We start from the raw sequence: 16,290 nt of genomic DNA, 5'->3' as shown, positions 1-16,290 counted from the left end.
AATAATGTTGCAACGTGTACTGCTTCAGGCTTGTGAAACGAGTTGAAAAGATGACGTATGGATGTTCTCCTTTTGTTTTAATTATCCGGTCTTGAAGCAGCCGTCAGCTCGGATGTTTTGATCACGGATGCCGGTTTGCCGAGCAGATTGCCTTGCAGATAATCGGCTTCGGTGCGTTTAGCGGCCGTTAACTGTTCCACTGTTTCGATGTCCCGTACCAGCAAACTTGCGCCGAAGCTATGGACGGTATCCGCCAGTCCGGAAATGGTTTCATGGCGCATCAGATCGCTGGCCGCGATTCGCACCACATCCGGATACAAACTGCCCAGTTCCGCCATCCAATCGCTGCTGCTGCCGGAATAGTTGGCGGCAATCCGGTAACCGCGCGAGCGGTAATTACCGATGACATGCTGCAGCAATTTCCAGTTGCGGTTGACGATAGCCGGAATTTCGATGACGACGCGCGAGGTTTTCACGCCGATCAGATCGAGAAAATTCTCAAATGCGCGGCCGTGATCGTCCTTGACGCTCTCCAGCAGACGCGGGTGAACTTCGACAAACAAATTGTCCGACCGGGATATATGATTGAAATAATAATTCAGTGCATGAATCGCCCGGCATAAGCGATCCAATTCGATCAATTGATCGTCTTTTGACGCCATAGCGAACACTTGCCATGGCCAGAGTGCAATTTCTTCGTTGGACTTGGAGCGCACATACGCGGCATGTGCGATGGTTTTGCCCAAATCGATGCTAAAAATGGGTTGAAAAACGCTGGTTAATTCGCATTGATAAAAATATCCGCTGATCCAGCCGTTGTCGGCGCGTTTTAAAGCGTAGTCGGTGGCGGAATTGATGAGCTCAAATTCTTCGAGAGCGGTAAATGTTTTTTGTGCTGATGAATTCATGGAATTATCTCCATAGAAATGAACTGCAATGCGCAGACAGAGAAAGCCGGTTGTTTTATTACGTGCTTAAGATATTTCTTTTTTCAAGCAGGCTGTTACAACAACCATCTTTATCAGCAAGATGAGTATATAGTAATTCTGAAACGAGCGGCAACGCGGTTGTTTCGATCGTGGAGAGTAGCTTAATTCGCACCGCGTATTGATGAAAATATCCGCTGATCCAGCCGTTGTCAGGGCGTTTTAATGCAGAGCCGGTGGCGGAATGGATAAGCTCAAATTCCTCGAAGGCTGTAAAAGTTTTTTGTGCTGCTGTATTCATGGAATTATCTTCATGGAAATGAATGCTGCTAAGCATAGACAGAGAAAACAATGGTTCTGTTACAGACTTGAGATGTTTCTATAGGCTGCAATTGAACTGGTTAGTGATATCTGTGTGTTGGATTTCTTTTTTCACCAAAACTGTTACAACAACTGTCCTTATCGGTTGGGTAGATATCCTTTAATTTGCGTTTCAATTCATTAACAGAACGATGGCAATAAACAAGCGGAATACCATTGCGATTCGCTTGCTCTTTGATCGAATTGGCAAAGTTATGATTAATGAAGTCGCAAATAACGATGATCAATTGTGTTTCATGTGGAAGCTGCCGCTTATTAAAGCCTTTTGCGCGGCCGCTCCAATGCTCGATGCGTGCATTGTGTTGCGTGGCAATCAGCTGCTTGAACGATGCCACGTAATCTCCACCCACGATAAGAACGGTCATGTTGAATCCTCTTTGTTTGTTAGCGCGCCGCAGCGCGCTATGTTGTCATTACTTCAGATAAATCTGATCGAATGTGCCGCCATCGGCGAAGTGGGCTTTGTGTGCATTTTTCCACCCGCCGAACGCCTCATCGATTTTGAATAATTCGATTTTGGGGAATTTGGCGGCATACTTTTCAGCCACGCCAGGATGCGTAGGGCGGTAAAAATGCTTGGCGGCAATTTCCTGGCCTGCTTCGGAATAGAGGTACTCCAGATAAGCTTCCGCGACTTGGCGCGTGCCGCGTTTGTCGACCACTTTATCGACGATCGCGACGGGTGGTTCGGCTAGAATGCTGAGCGATGGAATGACAATTTCGAATTTTTCCGCGCCATATTCCTTCAGCGCCAAAAAGGCTTCGTTTTCCCAGGAAATGAACACATCGCCGACACCGCGTTCGACGAATGTGGTGGTTGATCCACGCGCGCCGGAATCCAGTACCGGTACATTTTTATAAATGTTGCTGACGAATTCCTTCACTTTGCCTTCGTCGTCGAACTTGCGCTTGCCGTATTGCCATGCCGCCAGATAATTCCACTGCGCGCCACCGGATGTTTTCGGGTTCGGTGTAATCACCGCCACGCCAGGGCGGGCCAAATCATCCCAATCCTTGATGCCTTTGGGATTTCCCTTGCGCACCAGAAAGATGATGGTCGAAGTGTACGGTGTGCTGTTGAGTGCCAGCCTTGATTGCCAATTTTCCGGCAGCAATTTGGCTTTCTCGGAGATAGCGTTGATATCGTTGGCCAACGCCAGTGTCACTACATCGGCTTCAAGGCCGTCAATGACGGAACGCGCTTGCTTGCCAGAGCCGCCATGCGATTGCCGGACCGTGACTTTTTCGTTGTTTTTCGCTTGCCAGTATTTGGCGAAGGCCGCATTGAATTCTTGATAGAGCTCGCGGGTTGGATCGTAGGATACATTGAGCAAGGTTTTGTCCGCCAATGCGTTACCGCCGGCAATCAAACCGGCTGTCAAGAAGCTTACTGCGAGGCATGTTCTGATGTTCATGAGAATTTTCTCCACTAATGATTTAAAAGGGTTTATAAAAGGCTGATAAGCACTTCAAAATATAAGAAATCCGTGTTGCCTGAGCGTTGATCGGTGCAAGGGTGCTTGTGCAAGGTTGCGCAAGAAGTCGCTGCGATACGGTTTTTAACGAACTCTCCGGCGGTAAAATGGGTGTAACCCAATATGGTGCTGATTCTCGATGTGGCTTGGTAGCGTATGCGTCCTTCGAAGGCATGGCCACCGAAATCGCCGCTCTGCCCGGTGCGGTCGCGATTGAATCCAGGGTCCTTGATGGTATTACTGATGTTGCCATCGAGAATATCGAACATGCGGTCCTTGCTGCTGGCCAGCCAATAGGCGCCATAACCAACTTCAAATCCTAGTTTCTGCGTTGGGCTGAATTCAAAGCGAATTTTCGGTGCTTTCAAGTTCTCATAAATCACATAGTGATCCGCCGACCAAGGCCGCGCAAATCCAAAGAAGCGGTCAAAGCGGTTGTCGACATTGTCATTGGGATTCTTGTCGCCGCTGGCATAACCGTAAAACAGGCCAATCCGTGGTTTCCAGGCATGGTCAAATGTTTTTCCTACTTCGATGGTGTATCCATGCGCGTCCACGCGATTGGGGCCGCTGAATCCTAGCTGATGGTTATAGCTGACATCGAAATCGAGAATATCGCTCGCCTTGCCATATACACGAAACCCAGGCATATGAATTTCCCGGTCCAGCCGGTTGGTTGCTGTGAAACCATTCGGATCACCCGTTTGCTTCTGCCCCATGTAGTAAGTCTGGAGAGTAGCGATGTCAGACCATTTGCGTAAAGTGCCGATCCCGCCAAAGAACCAGAGATTATCATTTGCTTCATCAAACTTGGTTTGCAAACGCCGCACCGGCTGCATGCCGAACAGATCAAGCTCCCAATCATTGGCTTCACGACCCAGATTCAAGCGGAAACCTTCAAATGTATTGGTGGTATTGCGCCACTCATTACGCGCGATAAAACGCCGGTCGGTTGTTTCATAAGCCATCCGGCCTACGCGGAATCGAATCGGTCGATCATTACCCCGGTCATCGGCGCCAAGCGCTTTTTTGAAATACAGTTCGCCGTATGCGTTGAGCAGGTCGTACTCGTTTCTTTCCTGATCGGTCCGTACAAACCGGTTGTTATAAACCCGGGAATCTTGAAATTCGACCGCGAAGCGGAATGGATCCAGAATCTCTTTGATCCCTATCCATGCGCGTTGGCGCAAGAAAAAAGGATCGTCGTTTCCACCTTCAATACGGCGGATATCGTTGTGGCGATGCTCGTAACGCATGCGGGATTCCAGACCGATTTCCAGCCAGGTGACATCTTTAAATGCCTCAACACCGATATCGCTCAAGCGGCGCACATAGCGCGGCGGATCGGAATCCGGGTTGGTGGCGTAGCTGTTGGAACGCTGATGGTAGCTGGTTGGCTTTTTTGCCTCGGCGGTTTTTGTCTCCGGCACGATGGCGGGCAATCCTTTTCCCGCTTCAGATGGTTTACCCTGTTCCGATGCCTTGACGGCTGATGGCTTAGCCGTTTCCGGCATTTGTTGCACAACTTGCAGGATTGTTTGTTGCGTTGCTTGAAAATCAAGCGTTGTTTTTTGATCGGAAGATGCTTGAGTAGCGCTGATAGTCAGTGCGCTCAATGTCATAATTCTCGATATGTACCAAAGAAATTTCACTATATTCTCCTGAGTAAGTTCACCGGAAATTCCGTCGATCTGCTCATTTAGTTTTATGCCGGCCAGTTTTTTTGGCTGGTATTGTTAAGGGGTAGGTTGGCTTTGCTGCATTGGTGGAACTTAAAACTTAACCCATTTAAGTAGTTACGGTTTTAGCGTTTTCCGGTTTGGTCCGCCTTGGTTGACGCGAATTTTTTCCCGGCACTCAATTTGAACTACTCTGCTGCCGTGGATGATGATTTCAATCGAACCGTATTCGATGCTTGCAACCGCGCGCAAAATTTCCTGCGCGACCTCCACGGGAACCTTGTTGATTGGATCATTGTTTGCAACAATTTTGTGTTCCAAACCGGAATCGGTAGTCATTTATAGTGTTCAACACAGTAGTAAAAATTGATGGAAGCGAACGATAGCAATTTTTTTATATAAATAGAAATAATATTTTCTAATTTCTATATAAGTAAAAATCATTATGCTGTACTGTGGTAACATGATATTTCATTGCTAACCAGATGATAATCAATATAATTATGATAAAAAGTAATTTTTGAAGTATCGGATTAATTGAATGACAAGTGAGTAAATCATCGCTGTAGCGACACACCGGCGAAGCGATTCCAGTAAAATGCAGCACTAAAAAGAGGAAAATCCGGATCAGCAATGGCCGGTATTTTTTCCTCATTTGTGTCCGAAGTAATTGGATTATCGTGAATTAAACTGGCGAGATATGAATAATTTAAGAAGGTTTATGTTTTTTACGGTGCTGTTGATATTGCTATTGTCAGTTTCCGGCTGCTCTGTTTTTATGGCGGCCAAACAGCCTGAAAAGAAGGATGTCGATTTATTAAAGGAAGGCACGTCCCGAGCCATGCTGATTTCCGAGTTTGGTGCGCCGGTTATCAGCGAATTCCGCGACGGTAAGCGCTATGAAATCTTTAAGTTTGTTCAAGGGTATAGCACAGGCGCGAAAGCGAGCAGGGCCTTTCTGCATGGCGCGGCGAATGTCGTGACGCTGGGTTTATGGGAGCTGGTCGGCACGCCCACGGAAATCACCTTCAGTGGCGATGACATGGCATTTCAAGTGCGTTATGACGAAAATGACATCGTGGATGAAATCGCGCTGATTAAAAAGGAATAGCTGGTCGCGAAGCGAACAATTGGTTTTGAAGGCGTGTGCGTATCACAGGAGAATGCGGATGAAAAGCTTGCGGGTCTATTTCATGAATTGTTTTCTTGCGTGCTTTCTGGCAGGGGTGGGCATTCCGCAAGCGCTCGCCGAGGACATCGCGTGTGAGCAGACCGGCGCGGCGCACATTTGGATTTCGCCGTTAAATCCCAGAAACGGCGAACCGGTCAAGATCATGGCTGTTTCGACCGATGGCCCGCTGGCGGAATTGACGCTGACCGGCGATCAAGGCCAGCGGATAGCGCTGCAGCCGCGCCACCGCGGCGGCCCGCCCTGGAGTCTGGCTGCCAGATGGGAAGAACCCGGCGCAGGGCACTATCGCGTCGAAGCGAGCCGGGGTGTCAAGCCAGTTGCCTGCCATCAATTTACCGTGGGTGGACCCAATCCGCAGGAAAGACTCAAAGAATGGAATCTTGCCGCCGAAGCGTTTTATTCCGCCTGGATCGAAACCTTGTTTGGCGCGCCGCCCGAAGAAAATCTCAGCTTTACATCGCTGGAGCCGGTATTGCGCAACGCCGAGCGCAACTTCTTGCACAATTATCTTGGTCTGGGCGAAGACAATAAATTGCCGCTGACGCCCGACTGCGCCGATTTGCCGTATACATTGAGGGCGTATTTCGCCTGGAAGACCGGTTTGCCGGTCGCTTTCCGCGCGTGCGGACGCGGCTCGGCCAAGACGCCGCCACGTTGCAACGCGCCGACCATCGTGTCTGAATTTACCCGTGGTGTTACTTCGCAGAGCAATTTCACGAAATTCAGCCGTCGGCTGGTGGATACCGTTCACTCGGGTTCGGCACGCACCGGGCTGGCGGACGAATCAACCGATCTGTATCCGGTTCCGATGAGCCGGGAAACGCTGTGGCCGGGAACGGTCTACGCCGATCCCTATGGTCATATTCTGGTCGTGGCCGAATGGGTGCCGCAGACGGCAGATAATCCCGGCGTGCTGCTGGCCGTCGATGCGCAACCGGACAACTCGGTGACGCGCAAGCGCGTGTGGGAAGGCACCCTGTTGTTTGCCAACACCGCGAATGCAGGGCCGGGTTTCAAGGCGTTCCGTCCATTGACTCAAACTGCTCCCGGCCAATGGCGTGTTCTCAGCAATAATGAACTGAGCGGTCACCCTGAATTTACCGCTTATTCCTTGGAGCAGGATCAGCTCACGCCCGACGATTTCTACGCCAAATTAGCCAAACTGATCAATCCCGAGGGTTTTGATCCGGTGCAAGCGTACGAAGCCACACTGGCTGCGCTGGTGGAACAAATCGAGACGCGCGTCACGTCGGTGAACAACGGCGAAGCGTATTTACGCAAAAATCCGCGCAGCGTTATCCCGATGCCCAGCGGCGCGGCGATTTTTCAGACTCTCGGACCTTGGGAAGATTATTCCACGCCGTCGCGCGATATGCGTTTGATCATCGCGATCAATGTGCTCACCGGCTTGCCGGAAAAAATTCTGCGCCATCCGGAATTATTTGTTCTCGGCAACCAAAGTCCCGCGCAAGCCAAAGCCCAGATCGAACAGCATCACGCGCAACGCGTCCTGGAAAGCAGTATCCGCTACACGCGCAGCGACGGCAGCCCGTGGGAGTTGTCGGTGGCCGATGTGTTGGCGCGCAAACCGGCTTTTGAAATGGCCTACAACCCCAACGACTGCGCCGAAATCCGTTGGGGTGCCAAAGCGGATACGGAAGAATTCACCACCTGCCGCCGCCGCGCTCCGGCGGAACAACGCGTGAAAATGGAACAGTACCGGGCTTGGTTCCGGGAAACGCGCAGACCGGTACAGTGAGGAATCATGCGGCTTTTGCAGCAGCGGATGGGTGCTGGGAGTATTATTGATCGGGTCAGCTACGATTAACTCGGTTAGTGCGGCCGCTGATAGCGTCCGATCAATTCAGCTTGGCCAAGAATATGGCCTTTCATCGTATGTTCGAGCGCAGTTTTGCTTGGATGTTTTAAATCCGGCAACACGGTATCCAACGCGTACAACTTATGAAAATAACGGTGCGTGCCAATCGGCGGGCACGGGCCGCCGTAAACGGTTCGCTTCCAGTCGTTAACTCCCTGCAACGTGCCTTGCGGCAAATCTTTCTCAGCAATACCCTCGGCTAAACCGGCGGCGGATGGTGGAATGTTATACAGCACCCAATGCACCCAGGTCATTTTCGGCGCCGCCGGATCGGGTGCATCCGGATCGTCGACGATCAACATCAGACTCTTCGTGCCTTCCGGTATTCCACTCCAGTTAAGCGCGGGTGAAATGTTTTGTCCGTCGCAAGTGAAACGGGCGGGGATCATGTCGTTGTAGGCAAAGGATGTTGAGGTGAGTGTCAGGGTGGTCATCATTAAAACAGCCATGTAGAATTTTAACTCCGCAATGGATTTGGGTATTGGTTTACTAAGATATTGGTATGATATTCCACTCACTCTATATGAATTGAAATATAGTTTAGCGGATGCCGAAGGCGGTCCGCTAAAGCGAAAGATTAGGATTCTTCGCCACTGGTAAGAGTCTTTTTAAGAAGCCCTCGCCATGAATCGAAGAAGTAGCCATCCGCATTTCCAAAGAACGACTGATTCTCGGCTCTGAAGCGTGGCAGCATAAAGGCTTGCTCAAACTCGCGTAGATTAATGCTGTGGGACAACATTGCAGATGTCATGTGATACATAACCCAGCAAACTTGGTCCTCCGGCAGGATTCTTACGACTCCGATGCCTTGAGATTTTGCATAGTTGAACGCTCCTCGTTGAAGAGCGCCAGTGATAGCAAGAAGTCCTTTGACATTTTTTCCGGATATTTGATCCAGCTTCGATTTGAACTCTTCGACATCGTCTACGGGTAGAGACCCGGAATAGTCCTTGCATTCACAAATCCAGAGCATCGACCATTGAGGCGCACCTGGTAACCATAGCTCAATGGAGATATCTACGATGATATTGCCGCCTCGATCTCGCGAGTAATACCCCTTCTTCTGAAAAATTCTGCACTGCTGAGGTTGTAACCCGAGCCGTCCCTCATACACTTCATCATAGATTGCGGCAAACACTTGATCTTCGAACTTATTGCCCTTTGCAACGGAGCTCATTGAGAGAAGGTCCTAGCGCTCTTGCTTAGCTGTGGATTTACCATAGCAAAGCGAAGGCAAATACGTCGACTGAAGCCTTTTATTAGATCGCAACTCACTTGCAATACCACAATTCCGTGATTCCTGACAGGTTCATGGCAGCATACTCGTCTTCTGATTCTGTAGCAGGAATAAAGGGATAGCTTTTTGCCACGGAGGTTGGCGTGATGTCGTACAAGTGACCATCAGGTGTACGCACTGCAGAATGAGAAACGAACTTTACAAAGGGAAACGGCGCTAGATCAAAGTACAGCCATCCCCGAACTGGCTTGTAACGGCTATCATAAGTGCACAATTCAGTTACATTGAGGTGGCATTGATTAGAAAGCGGTTGCCACTCGCCAACGCTGACATTCAAGCGTTTTAGAAGCACGCCCTGACTTCGTTGCTCGTACAATCTAGCGGCATACTGCTTCTGAATTTCGTCACGTGGTTTCACGCTATAGCTCGTTTTGCGATCTAATGAAGTTACAAAGTCGTTGACTCAATGGAGTGATCAAATCAATCCGGAATAAATTTCAACACATTACCATTGATACAGTAGCGCTTATGGCTCGGTGGCGGGCCGTCGTCGAAGACGTGGCCGAGGTGGATGCCGGAGCTGGCGCTGCGGACTTCGATGCGTTTCATGCCGTGCGAATGGTCATCGTGCAGCGTCACTGAGCCTTCGACGGGATCGAAAAAGCTGGGCCAGCCGGTTCCGCTGTTGAATTTTGTCTGGCTGAGGAAAAGCGTGGCGCCGCTAATCGGGTCGACGAATTTACCGGGGCGTTTTTCGTCCAGATTGGACGCGGTAAACGGCGGTTCGGTGCCTTGCGCGAAAGCGATCTTTTGTTGTTCCGGCGTCAATAATTGAAATCCCAGCCATTTCCAGAAATTGGCTTGCTCCCCGTTATACCCGGTGTACCGGGTGACTTCCTGGCCGTTCCTGAACAGTACGATGGTCGGTGTTGCGAACAGCGGTTTTTCCAGTGTCCAACCGGCCGGTGGATTGGTGTTCATTGTCGCTACTACGGGTACGGCTGCCTGCCATTGATTGAGCACTTCCTTATCAAAAAGCTTGCAGTATTCGCAATGTTCGGCCTCAAAAATCACCAATTGTTGCGCAAAGTTCAGATCCTTGCCATCCAGCGGTTGAGTGAGGTTGCTGCCGGTAGCGGTTTGCGTTGCAGACTGGCCGGATGCCGGATATTTCACCCCCGTGCCGCCCAGGCCGCAGTAGCCGTTCGGGTTTTTCTGCAAGTAATTTTGGTGATACTCCTCGGCGGTGATGTAGTTCTTCAGCGGCAGGGTTTCGGTCGTGATCGCGCCGTATCCGGCGGTGTTCAGTGCTTGTTGATAAGCTTTCTGAGTATTCAGCGCCAGATCTTTCTGAGTTTCATCGTGATAATAAATAGCGCTGCGGTAATTGCTGCCGACATCGTTGCCCTGGCGGTCGCCTTGCGTCGGGTTATGGTTCTCCCAGAACTTCGCCAGCACGGTTTCCAGCGTGACTTTTGCCGGATCGAAAGTGACCTTGATGACTTCCGCATGGTTTCGTGCCGTTGTCCGGCCTGCGCTTAATTTCCGCTCGTGATCCAGAATCTGCTGATAACCGACGCCGGGCAAATCGCCTCCGGCATAGCCGCTTTCTACGTCGAGCACGCCCGGGATCTCGCTCATGCGTTTCTCCGCGCCCCAAAAACAACCCATTCCCAAGACAATGTAATCCTTTGTGATAGTGCTATTCCGATCGGTAGGTGTCACGTTTTTCTCCATTGCATAGGCTGTCAGAATACATAATAAGCCGGCGATTGCCGCGATAGTCTTTTTCATGATGAATCTCTAGGTGTAATTTAGACAAATTTTCGACACTGGGGGCGTCGCTGAGGTTCACCTACAGAGGATTGTGTGGATGCAAAATTGTTTGAACCTGTATGGTGCCTGGGCTTTTGTTAGTAACGTTGCCGCTGGTATAAATAATGGTCTCTCGTGCTTGGCAATTCAATCTTTCGCAATAGACGCGTGTGAAGTTGTGATTTCAACCACGCCTTCCCGGCAATTTACGAACGTAATTAATGGGTGTGGTTTGTGCCGGATCGCGAGCTTATCGAGCGATCCGGATATTGGTTAAATTTTTTGGGGCTGTAGTAGATCAGGTTAAATATGAGTCCAAGATTTCAAAATTTTTAACTGTTGTTTAGGAGTTCCATAATTGAATCTGAATTCACATTCCTTGAGAAACAATGGAAATGATCCTTTAGGAATACCATTGTATTTTCTTAAGACGCGTTTGGCCTGATTCCAAAAGTTTTCAATGCCGTTGATGTGATTCTTACCTTGTGCAAATAGTGTGGAATGGTTGATACGCTTATGGTAAAAATGATTCACGTCGAGCGCATTATAACTACGATAGCAGTCTGTATAAACTATGCTGTCAGGCGCTATCTTTCTAGTAATTAGCGGCATCAACGTTTCTGTCTTAGTATCTCCAACAACCCTCGTATAAACCTTGCCACCGCGCTTCAATATGCCAAAAACAGCAACCTTACCCGCAGCGCCGCGACCACGCTTGCCCTTACGAATACCACCAAAGTAGCTTTCATCTAATTCCACTACACCATGAAAAATTTCGTGAGATTCTTGCTCTAGATGATAAACAATCACTTCCCGTATTTTGCGATAAAACAGTGCTGCACTATTAGGTTGAATTCCCAATATATCGGCTGCTGATCGCGCTGTAACTTCCAACACAAAATATTCCAACAACCTTGATTGCGTTTTCTTTAATAATCTACAATGACTTATCTTCATTAAATTAGCTTATCAGTTAAGCTAATCTACTACAGCCCCAATTTTTTTCAAATCAATTAATTTTGACGAAACGGCCGTCTTGCTTGATCCAAAATTCATTGGTGAACGCATCGAAGATCGATTCGGCATCGGTTGTGAAGCAATCGGCGACGGTTTGGTTGGTGACGGTGTCTTTAAGCGCCAAGGTCACCGGCGGGGTGACGGTGACGCCTGGTATGCCCGTGGGCAAGCTGCCGAATGAATTGGTGATGTCGAAGCAAGTGTCGGAATTGATAATCAGATTGGTTGCTTCGGCGGGAGCGTTGACGGTGCAATGTTTGCCACTGGCGAAGCTGCTGGCGAAGGATTCAAACGGATTGGGAATGCCGGGAATCGAAATGTTGATGCCGTTGATCTTAGAGAAAGTCACGTTGGTCGATGACAGCATCGATATTCCGGATGCGGCGGTCTGTTGCGGTGTCTGGCAAAAGCTATTACTGTCCGGTATCGGAATGCACTGGCCGTTGGTGGTTACGTTGACGACATTGCCGCTTTGCGTATAGGTTAATCCGGTCGGCGCGTTGGCGGTGTTACACGCCGGAATACTGCCGTTGCCGCCGGAATTGTTGATCTGGGCGATTAAATCCGCTAATGGCGAAACGATGGTTGGATTATCGCCCCAAGGCCCACCCATGACGTAAACCTTATTGTCGCTTTTGTTCACGCCTGCATAAATACCGGTATCCGGATAAAAGCGGAACAGCCAGGGTTCAATGCTTTGCGTCGCTTGATGATTGGGAAAATACGCGGGATAGGTATTTTCGGCCCAATTCAATAAGATTTCGGTGTCGTTGCTTATCTCGGCAAAAGCAAGGTGGAAGTTACCGGACAGAATGATGGCATAAGCGCCCATTACAAATTTTTTCGAGGTATTTTTCATCGAGTAATCTCCTTTTTTTATTAAAATAATACCCCGAAGAATATCATATTCTTCGTGGGGATTGGCTCTGTAGGCGTTTCCGCAATGTTTTAGTATTTGTAATCATTGATGATTTCTCGCTGGAGATCCGGGCACGTAAAATAGTTTGTGCCCGGTCATTGGTAACCTGTTCTGAGTTTTCCTACGGCTTCCAATGTTTCACGAAAGCATCCCGGATATGTCTTACCGCAGCATCGTAACGTAACTGGTATTGTTCCAAGTACATTTTCTTGTTCGTGTATAAGATGTGTGCTTTGTCGCGGTCGTTTTCATCGACCGCGATCTCATTGTGATGCGGCAGTAATCCGCGGCCAGGAAAATCTTTCTTTTTCACGAGATCGGGCGGAATGAACGTAAGTGCTTCCGCGGGACCGTGAGTATCGCCTTTTTGCGCATAGCGGCCGGAAATGATTTGCCCTTGCCAATATTGGGCCGCATCGGCCGCTGATCCTTTGTTGAGATTGGTGTTCCGGGAAAATTTCTCAAAATCGAAGGATGATCCTGAGCCGTAATCGGGTTTCTGCGCTAGGTTGGCGTCCGGATGATCGGGGTCGAATAACTGCAAGCTGCCCTTGCTCACCGATCCGAAATGGCCATAACTGGTATGCGCGTAAAAATCGGCTATCGCATGTGCGGCGAGATGAAATGCATTGAGGTTTTTCAGGCTCTCTTTTTCAAATTGCGCCAGCCGGACTTTGACTAAATCCCAGCCATCGGTGATGTAGCCGTTATCAAAGTGATCCCTTGGATCGTAAGATCCGGGCAAGTCGACGTCATCAACGGTTAGGCTTTTCTGCCATAAAACACTGGTGAAATGCCGGTTGAGCGAATTTAAAACCCAAGGCGGGCAAATATCGGCTGAGAGCGCTTTGTTCAGTAAGCTTTTATGAACCCACCCGGCGAATTCCGGATGAAGGCTCGACCAATCGCGTTTTAAATCTTCCGATATTTTCTTTTTATACACGGAGGGTTGCTGTGTTTGCCATAAGTGCACGTCGTTGAACAGATAGAAAGGCACATACTCGGCTTTCTCCGGCAGATCTTTTTTGACTTCAGTCTGTTTTTGTATTTTTTTCGCATGAGCGGGTTCGATGACTTGCCAGTGACCGGCTTCATCCTTGTACATGACCCAGACATGATCGAAGTCATGCTGTTTTCCTTTCGTCCATGTTCTGAATTTCCCCAGCGCCACCCTGACATTGAACGAACTGATGCCGCTCGCCAGCAATAACGATGCGATCAGCAATGCGCGATCCTCGCAATCACCCGATTTAAGCGCAAGCGTTTCTTCTGGAAACTGCCACGGATCGAGACCGTTTGTCGGTGTGTATTCAATTTCCTTGGCCACGAATTCGGCAATGACATTTGCCCGGAAATCGAACGATCCCGGATCTCGAGAGCGGAAAAACTCCCAGCTGGCGTGCGGTAGTTTGGCCATGAATTTCTTAATCTCGTTTTCCAAGGTGCGGCGCATCACCACATTGCGCTCGCTTACCAAGAATTCTCGCACATCGATATCGTAATTGCCTTTGCTGTGTCCTACCGGGGGGCGCGATGAAGGAACGATGGATTCATGAACGATCCGTTCTCCGTCCCAATTCCAGTTGTGTGTCCGTGAGATCTTTGAAAATGTGAAACACATGTTTTATTCTCCTTCACGAGTAGGTGGTCTGAACGGATACCTGACTTGGCACTCTTATTATTTTCAGCATGACAGATCTGTCGCATTCATACAATCGCGAATTCGGAAATTAACCGCTAACCGATTCATTTTAATCACATTCGCTATTCCGGAACATATCGAAAGCGGTGTTTATTCCGGTGAAAAACGTATTTAACCGGCAAGAAGTGGTAGTGTATGTTTTACCTTGATCAACAATCCGTGAGGTACTTATATCATGAAAAATATTTTATCGATCTTAGCACTGGCTATTGGGGTACTTTTATTCAGTAATGGAATCAATGCCTCAGGCTATGCAAACAAGACTGAATCCGGAGGAGAAGGGGTTGATTCGATGATCCAGGCCATCAAACATGCGGAAAAAGCGAGAACGCATAAAGCGCATGCCGAGCATATTATTGAACATGCGGAGAAGAGCCTGGAGTATGCCAAGAAAGCTGAAGCGGAAGCGATTGCTGGCGGAAACGACAAGGGAAGGAGACCCATCACTGAATCCATCCGGCATTTGGTCGAAGCGATCAGCCACGCCAAACAGGGACATACCGATATCGCCGGTGAACATATTACCGATGCGCTGGAACAGATGCATCAATTTGCCACCCAGTAAGTACATTGTATTGATCACGCTATCCTGATAACACATCGAATTGATTCTGTTGGAGTAAGTTCGGTGTTGTTCAATAGGATAGCGAGAAGGTGATCAACGAATCAGGGCTGTTTTACTTTACGCAGGTAGGGTTTCAGTGTTTTCCAGCCTTCGGGATAAATCTTCTGCGCTTCTTCGTTACTGACCGAAGGCACGATAATGACATCGTCGCCTTGCTGCCAGTTCACCGGTGTTGCCACCTTGTGTTTCGCGGTTAGCTGCATGGAATCGAGCACCCGTAAGATCTCATTGAAATTACGGCCGGTCGTCATGGGGTAGGTCATCATCAGTTTGATGTTTTTATCGGGGCCGATGATAAAGATCGAACGCACGGTTGCATTCGTCAACGCGGTCCGCCCTTCCGCCGAACCCGTTTCATCCGCGGGAAACATATTGTACAGTTTGGCGACGTGCAGGTTGGTATCCGCGATCACTGGATAGCGAACCGCCGACCCGCCGACGTCTTCAACGTCTTTCAGCCATTTTTCATGATCAGTCAGCGGATCGATGCTCAGTCCGATGATTTTGGTATTCCGTTTATCAAACTCGGATTGAATACTGGCCATATAACCCAATTCCGTTGTGCACACGGGGGTGAAATCCTTAGGGTGCGAGAAGAGTACCGCCCATTTGTCTCCAATCCATTCGTGGAAATCGATTTTTCCGTGCGTGGTTTCTACCTGAAAATTGGGTGCTTGATCATTAATGCGCAATGACATGGATAACTCCTTGGTTTTAAGTTGATTAAACGTATGGATCGATGATAGTTCAATACTTAACAGGTTGCGCGGGCTGATCGGGGAGGTGCGTAAAAAAGTATCCCGGATCGCCCTCGTCATGAAGCTGAATCACAGTATATTTGAAATTGTTTGGCATGGATCATAATTTATCGATGCAGTTACCGCCAATACACGGCTAACAATTGTTACAAAAAATGCAAAATACCGATCAGCGACGCACCGCCAACCGCATAAATGAGCGGGCTATCCCAGGTATGCGGAGAGAAGGCTTCAGCCAGGGTAATCAGAACCGGCACCGTGAGCACAGCGGCGATGAATTGGACTGTGCTGAAATAGGAGTGAAAAGCTAAAATGGCGATAAAAGTTGTGATGAATACGCATGCGCTACCGGCATAACTACGAACGTATTTTTCCCGAGTAAACAGCGCATAAGTCGTATATTTTCTTTTTCCGAATTTTATCCCCACCGGTTCGGCAAGCCCGTCGCCGACGCCATTGGCAATAATGATGATCATGATGACCGGTAGCAGCGCATGACTCTCAAAGTAGGCCAGTAAGGGAATGAGTACCAAATAGCTGGCGATAAACTGGGTATAAAGCCAAGTCAGCGTTAATGGCCTGTCTTCCGGCCGGTCAAACGAGCGGAACATCACGGACAGCACTTCAACCCTATTACGCACGGGCGCTATAAAAAATGTCAGAAAAATAATGGCACAGACTAGGG

At 49.0% G+C, this 16,290-nt stretch carries 18 protein-coding genes; 3 read left to right on the top strand and 15 right to left on the bottom strand.

The genetic code is table 11. The annotated features are described in order from the left end of the window. Positions 1 to 77 precede the first annotated feature (77 nt). From R2083_RS09880 to R2083_RS09855, 6 genes are all read right to left on the bottom strand, one after another. Positions 78 to 908, bottom strand: coding sequence for an EAL domain-containing protein (locus tag R2083_RS09880; RefSeq protein ID WP_317538356.1), 831 nt, complete (start codon positions 906 to 908; stop codon positions 78 to 80). A 58-nt stretch (positions 909 to 966) separates the two neighbouring features. Beyond that, a complete protein-coding gene (locus R2083_RS09875) occupies positions 967 to 1,227 on the bottom strand; it encodes a hypothetical protein (protein WP_317538355.1) in 261 nt (86 codons plus the stop codon). 100 nt (positions 1,228 to 1,327) lie between these two features. Then, positions 1,328 to 1,672, bottom strand: coding sequence for a DUF2325 domain-containing protein (locus tag R2083_RS09870; RefSeq protein WP_317531128.1), 345 nt, complete (start codon positions 1,670 to 1,672; stop codon positions 1,328 to 1,330). Between the two features lie 48 nt (positions 1,673 to 1,720). Next, positions 1,721 to 2,722 carry a sulfate ABC transporter substrate-binding protein gene (locus R2083_RS09865; RefSeq protein WP_317538354.1) on the bottom strand — a complete coding sequence of 334 codons (1,002 nt, stop codon included), beginning with the start codon at positions 2,720 to 2,722 and terminating at the stop codon, positions 1,721 to 1,723. A 32-nt stretch (positions 2,723 to 2,754) separates the two neighbouring features. Beyond that, complete coding sequence (locus R2083_RS09860) at positions 2,755 to 4,404, bottom strand: alginate export family protein (RefSeq protein WP_317538353.1); 1,650 nt, start codon at positions 4,402 to 4,404, stop codon at positions 2,755 to 2,757. A 174-nt stretch (positions 4,405 to 4,578) separates the two neighbouring features. Further along, positions 4,579 to 4,800 carry a YezD family protein gene (locus tag R2083_RS09855; RefSeq protein ID WP_317531125.1) on the bottom strand — a complete coding sequence of 74 codons (222 nt, stop codon included), beginning with the start codon at positions 4,798 to 4,800 and terminating at the stop codon, positions 4,579 to 4,581. Between the two features lie 361 nt (positions 4,801 to 5,161). Between R2083_RS09855 and R2083_RS09850 the strand changes: the two genes are divergently transcribed. Together R2083_RS09850 and R2083_RS09845 are read left to right on the top strand one after the other, a co-directional pair. Next, positions 5,162 to 5,572, top strand: a complete 411-nt coding sequence (locus tag R2083_RS09850) for a hypothetical protein (RefSeq protein WP_317531124.1) — start codon at positions 5,162 to 5,164, stop codon at positions 5,570 to 5,572. Between the two features lie 58 nt (positions 5,573 to 5,630). After that, positions 5,631 to 7,412 (top strand): hypothetical protein, encoded by a 1,782-nt coding sequence (locus R2083_RS09845; protein ID WP_317538352.1) that lies wholly within the window; start codon positions 5,631 to 5,633, stop codon positions 7,410 to 7,412. A 74-nt stretch (positions 7,413 to 7,486) separates the two neighbouring features. On the opposite strand, the gene R2083_RS09840 is transcribed toward R2083_RS09845, so the two are convergent. From R2083_RS09840 to R2083_RS09810, 7 genes are all read right to left on the bottom strand, one after another. Beyond that, on the bottom strand, positions 7,487 to 7,969 hold the full coding sequence (locus R2083_RS09840) for a YbhB/YbcL family Raf kinase inhibitor-like protein (protein WP_317538351.1): 483 nt from the start codon (positions 7,967 to 7,969) through the stop codon (positions 7,487 to 7,489). 140 nt (positions 7,970 to 8,109) lie between these two features. Next, positions 8,110 to 8,709, bottom strand: a complete 600-nt coding sequence (locus tag R2083_RS09835; protein WP_317531121.1) for a restriction endonuclease — start codon at positions 8,707 to 8,709, stop codon at positions 8,110 to 8,112. Positions 8,710 to 8,803: 94 nt separating this feature from the next. Further along, positions 8,804 to 9,187 carry a hypothetical protein gene (locus R2083_RS09830; RefSeq protein ID WP_317531120.1) on the bottom strand — a complete coding sequence of 128 codons (384 nt, stop codon included), beginning with the start codon at positions 9,185 to 9,187 and terminating at the stop codon, positions 8,804 to 8,806. Positions 9,188 to 9,249: 62 nt separating this feature from the next. Further along, positions 9,250 to 10,563 (bottom strand): peptide-methionine (S)-S-oxide reductase MsrA, encoded by a 1,314-nt coding sequence (gene msrA / locus R2083_RS09825; protein WP_317531119.1) that lies wholly within the window; start codon positions 10,561 to 10,563, stop codon positions 9,250 to 9,252. Positions 10,564 to 10,887: 324 nt separating this feature from the next. Further along, on the bottom strand, positions 10,888 to 11,541 hold the full coding sequence (locus tag R2083_RS09820; RefSeq protein WP_317537191.1) for an IS1595 family transposase: 654 nt from the start codon (positions 11,539 to 11,541) through the stop codon (positions 10,888 to 10,890). 52 nt (positions 11,542 to 11,593) lie between these two features. Next, entirely contained in the window at positions 11,594 to 12,460 is an 867-nt protein-coding gene (locus R2083_RS09815) for a hypothetical protein (RefSeq protein WP_317531118.1), read from the bottom strand. A 181-nt stretch (positions 12,461 to 12,641) separates the two neighbouring features. Further along, positions 12,642 to 14,141, bottom strand: coding sequence for a transglutaminase domain-containing protein (locus R2083_RS09810; protein ID WP_317538350.1), 1,500 nt, complete (start codon positions 14,139 to 14,141; stop codon positions 12,642 to 12,644). A gap of 256 nt (positions 14,142 to 14,397) precedes the next feature. Between R2083_RS09810 and smbP the strand changes: the two genes are divergently transcribed. Then, positions 14,398 to 14,787 (top strand): small metal-binding protein SmbP, encoded by a 390-nt coding sequence (gene smbP / locus R2083_RS09805; RefSeq protein ID WP_132427781.1) that lies wholly within the window; start codon positions 14,398 to 14,400, stop codon positions 14,785 to 14,787. Positions 14,788 to 14,888: 101 nt separating this feature from the next. Here smbP and R2083_RS09800 read toward each other — a convergent pair whose 3' ends face one another. Continuing rightward, positions 14,889 to 15,545, bottom strand: coding sequence for a peroxiredoxin (locus R2083_RS09800; RefSeq protein WP_317532077.1), 657 nt, complete (start codon positions 15,543 to 15,545; stop codon positions 14,889 to 14,891). Positions 15,546 to 15,751: 206 nt separating this feature from the next. Continuing rightward, the gene (locus R2083_RS09795) at positions 15,752 to 16,216 is read right to left on the bottom strand and encodes a hypothetical protein (protein WP_317538349.1); all 465 of its coding nucleotides are present in this window, start codon (positions 16,214 to 16,216) and stop codon (positions 15,752 to 15,754) included. Positions 16,217 to 16,290: the final 74 nt, after the last annotated feature.

Origin of the sequence: Nitrosomonas sp. Is35 (genome assembly GCF_033063295.1) — a bacterium.
Taxonomy (GTDB): Bacteria; Pseudomonadota; Gammaproteobacteria; order Burkholderiales; family Nitrosomonadaceae; genus Nitrosomonas.
The sequence above is the reverse complement of the archived record's forward strand: the minus strand, read 5'-3'. Positions and strand labels throughout refer to the sequence as shown.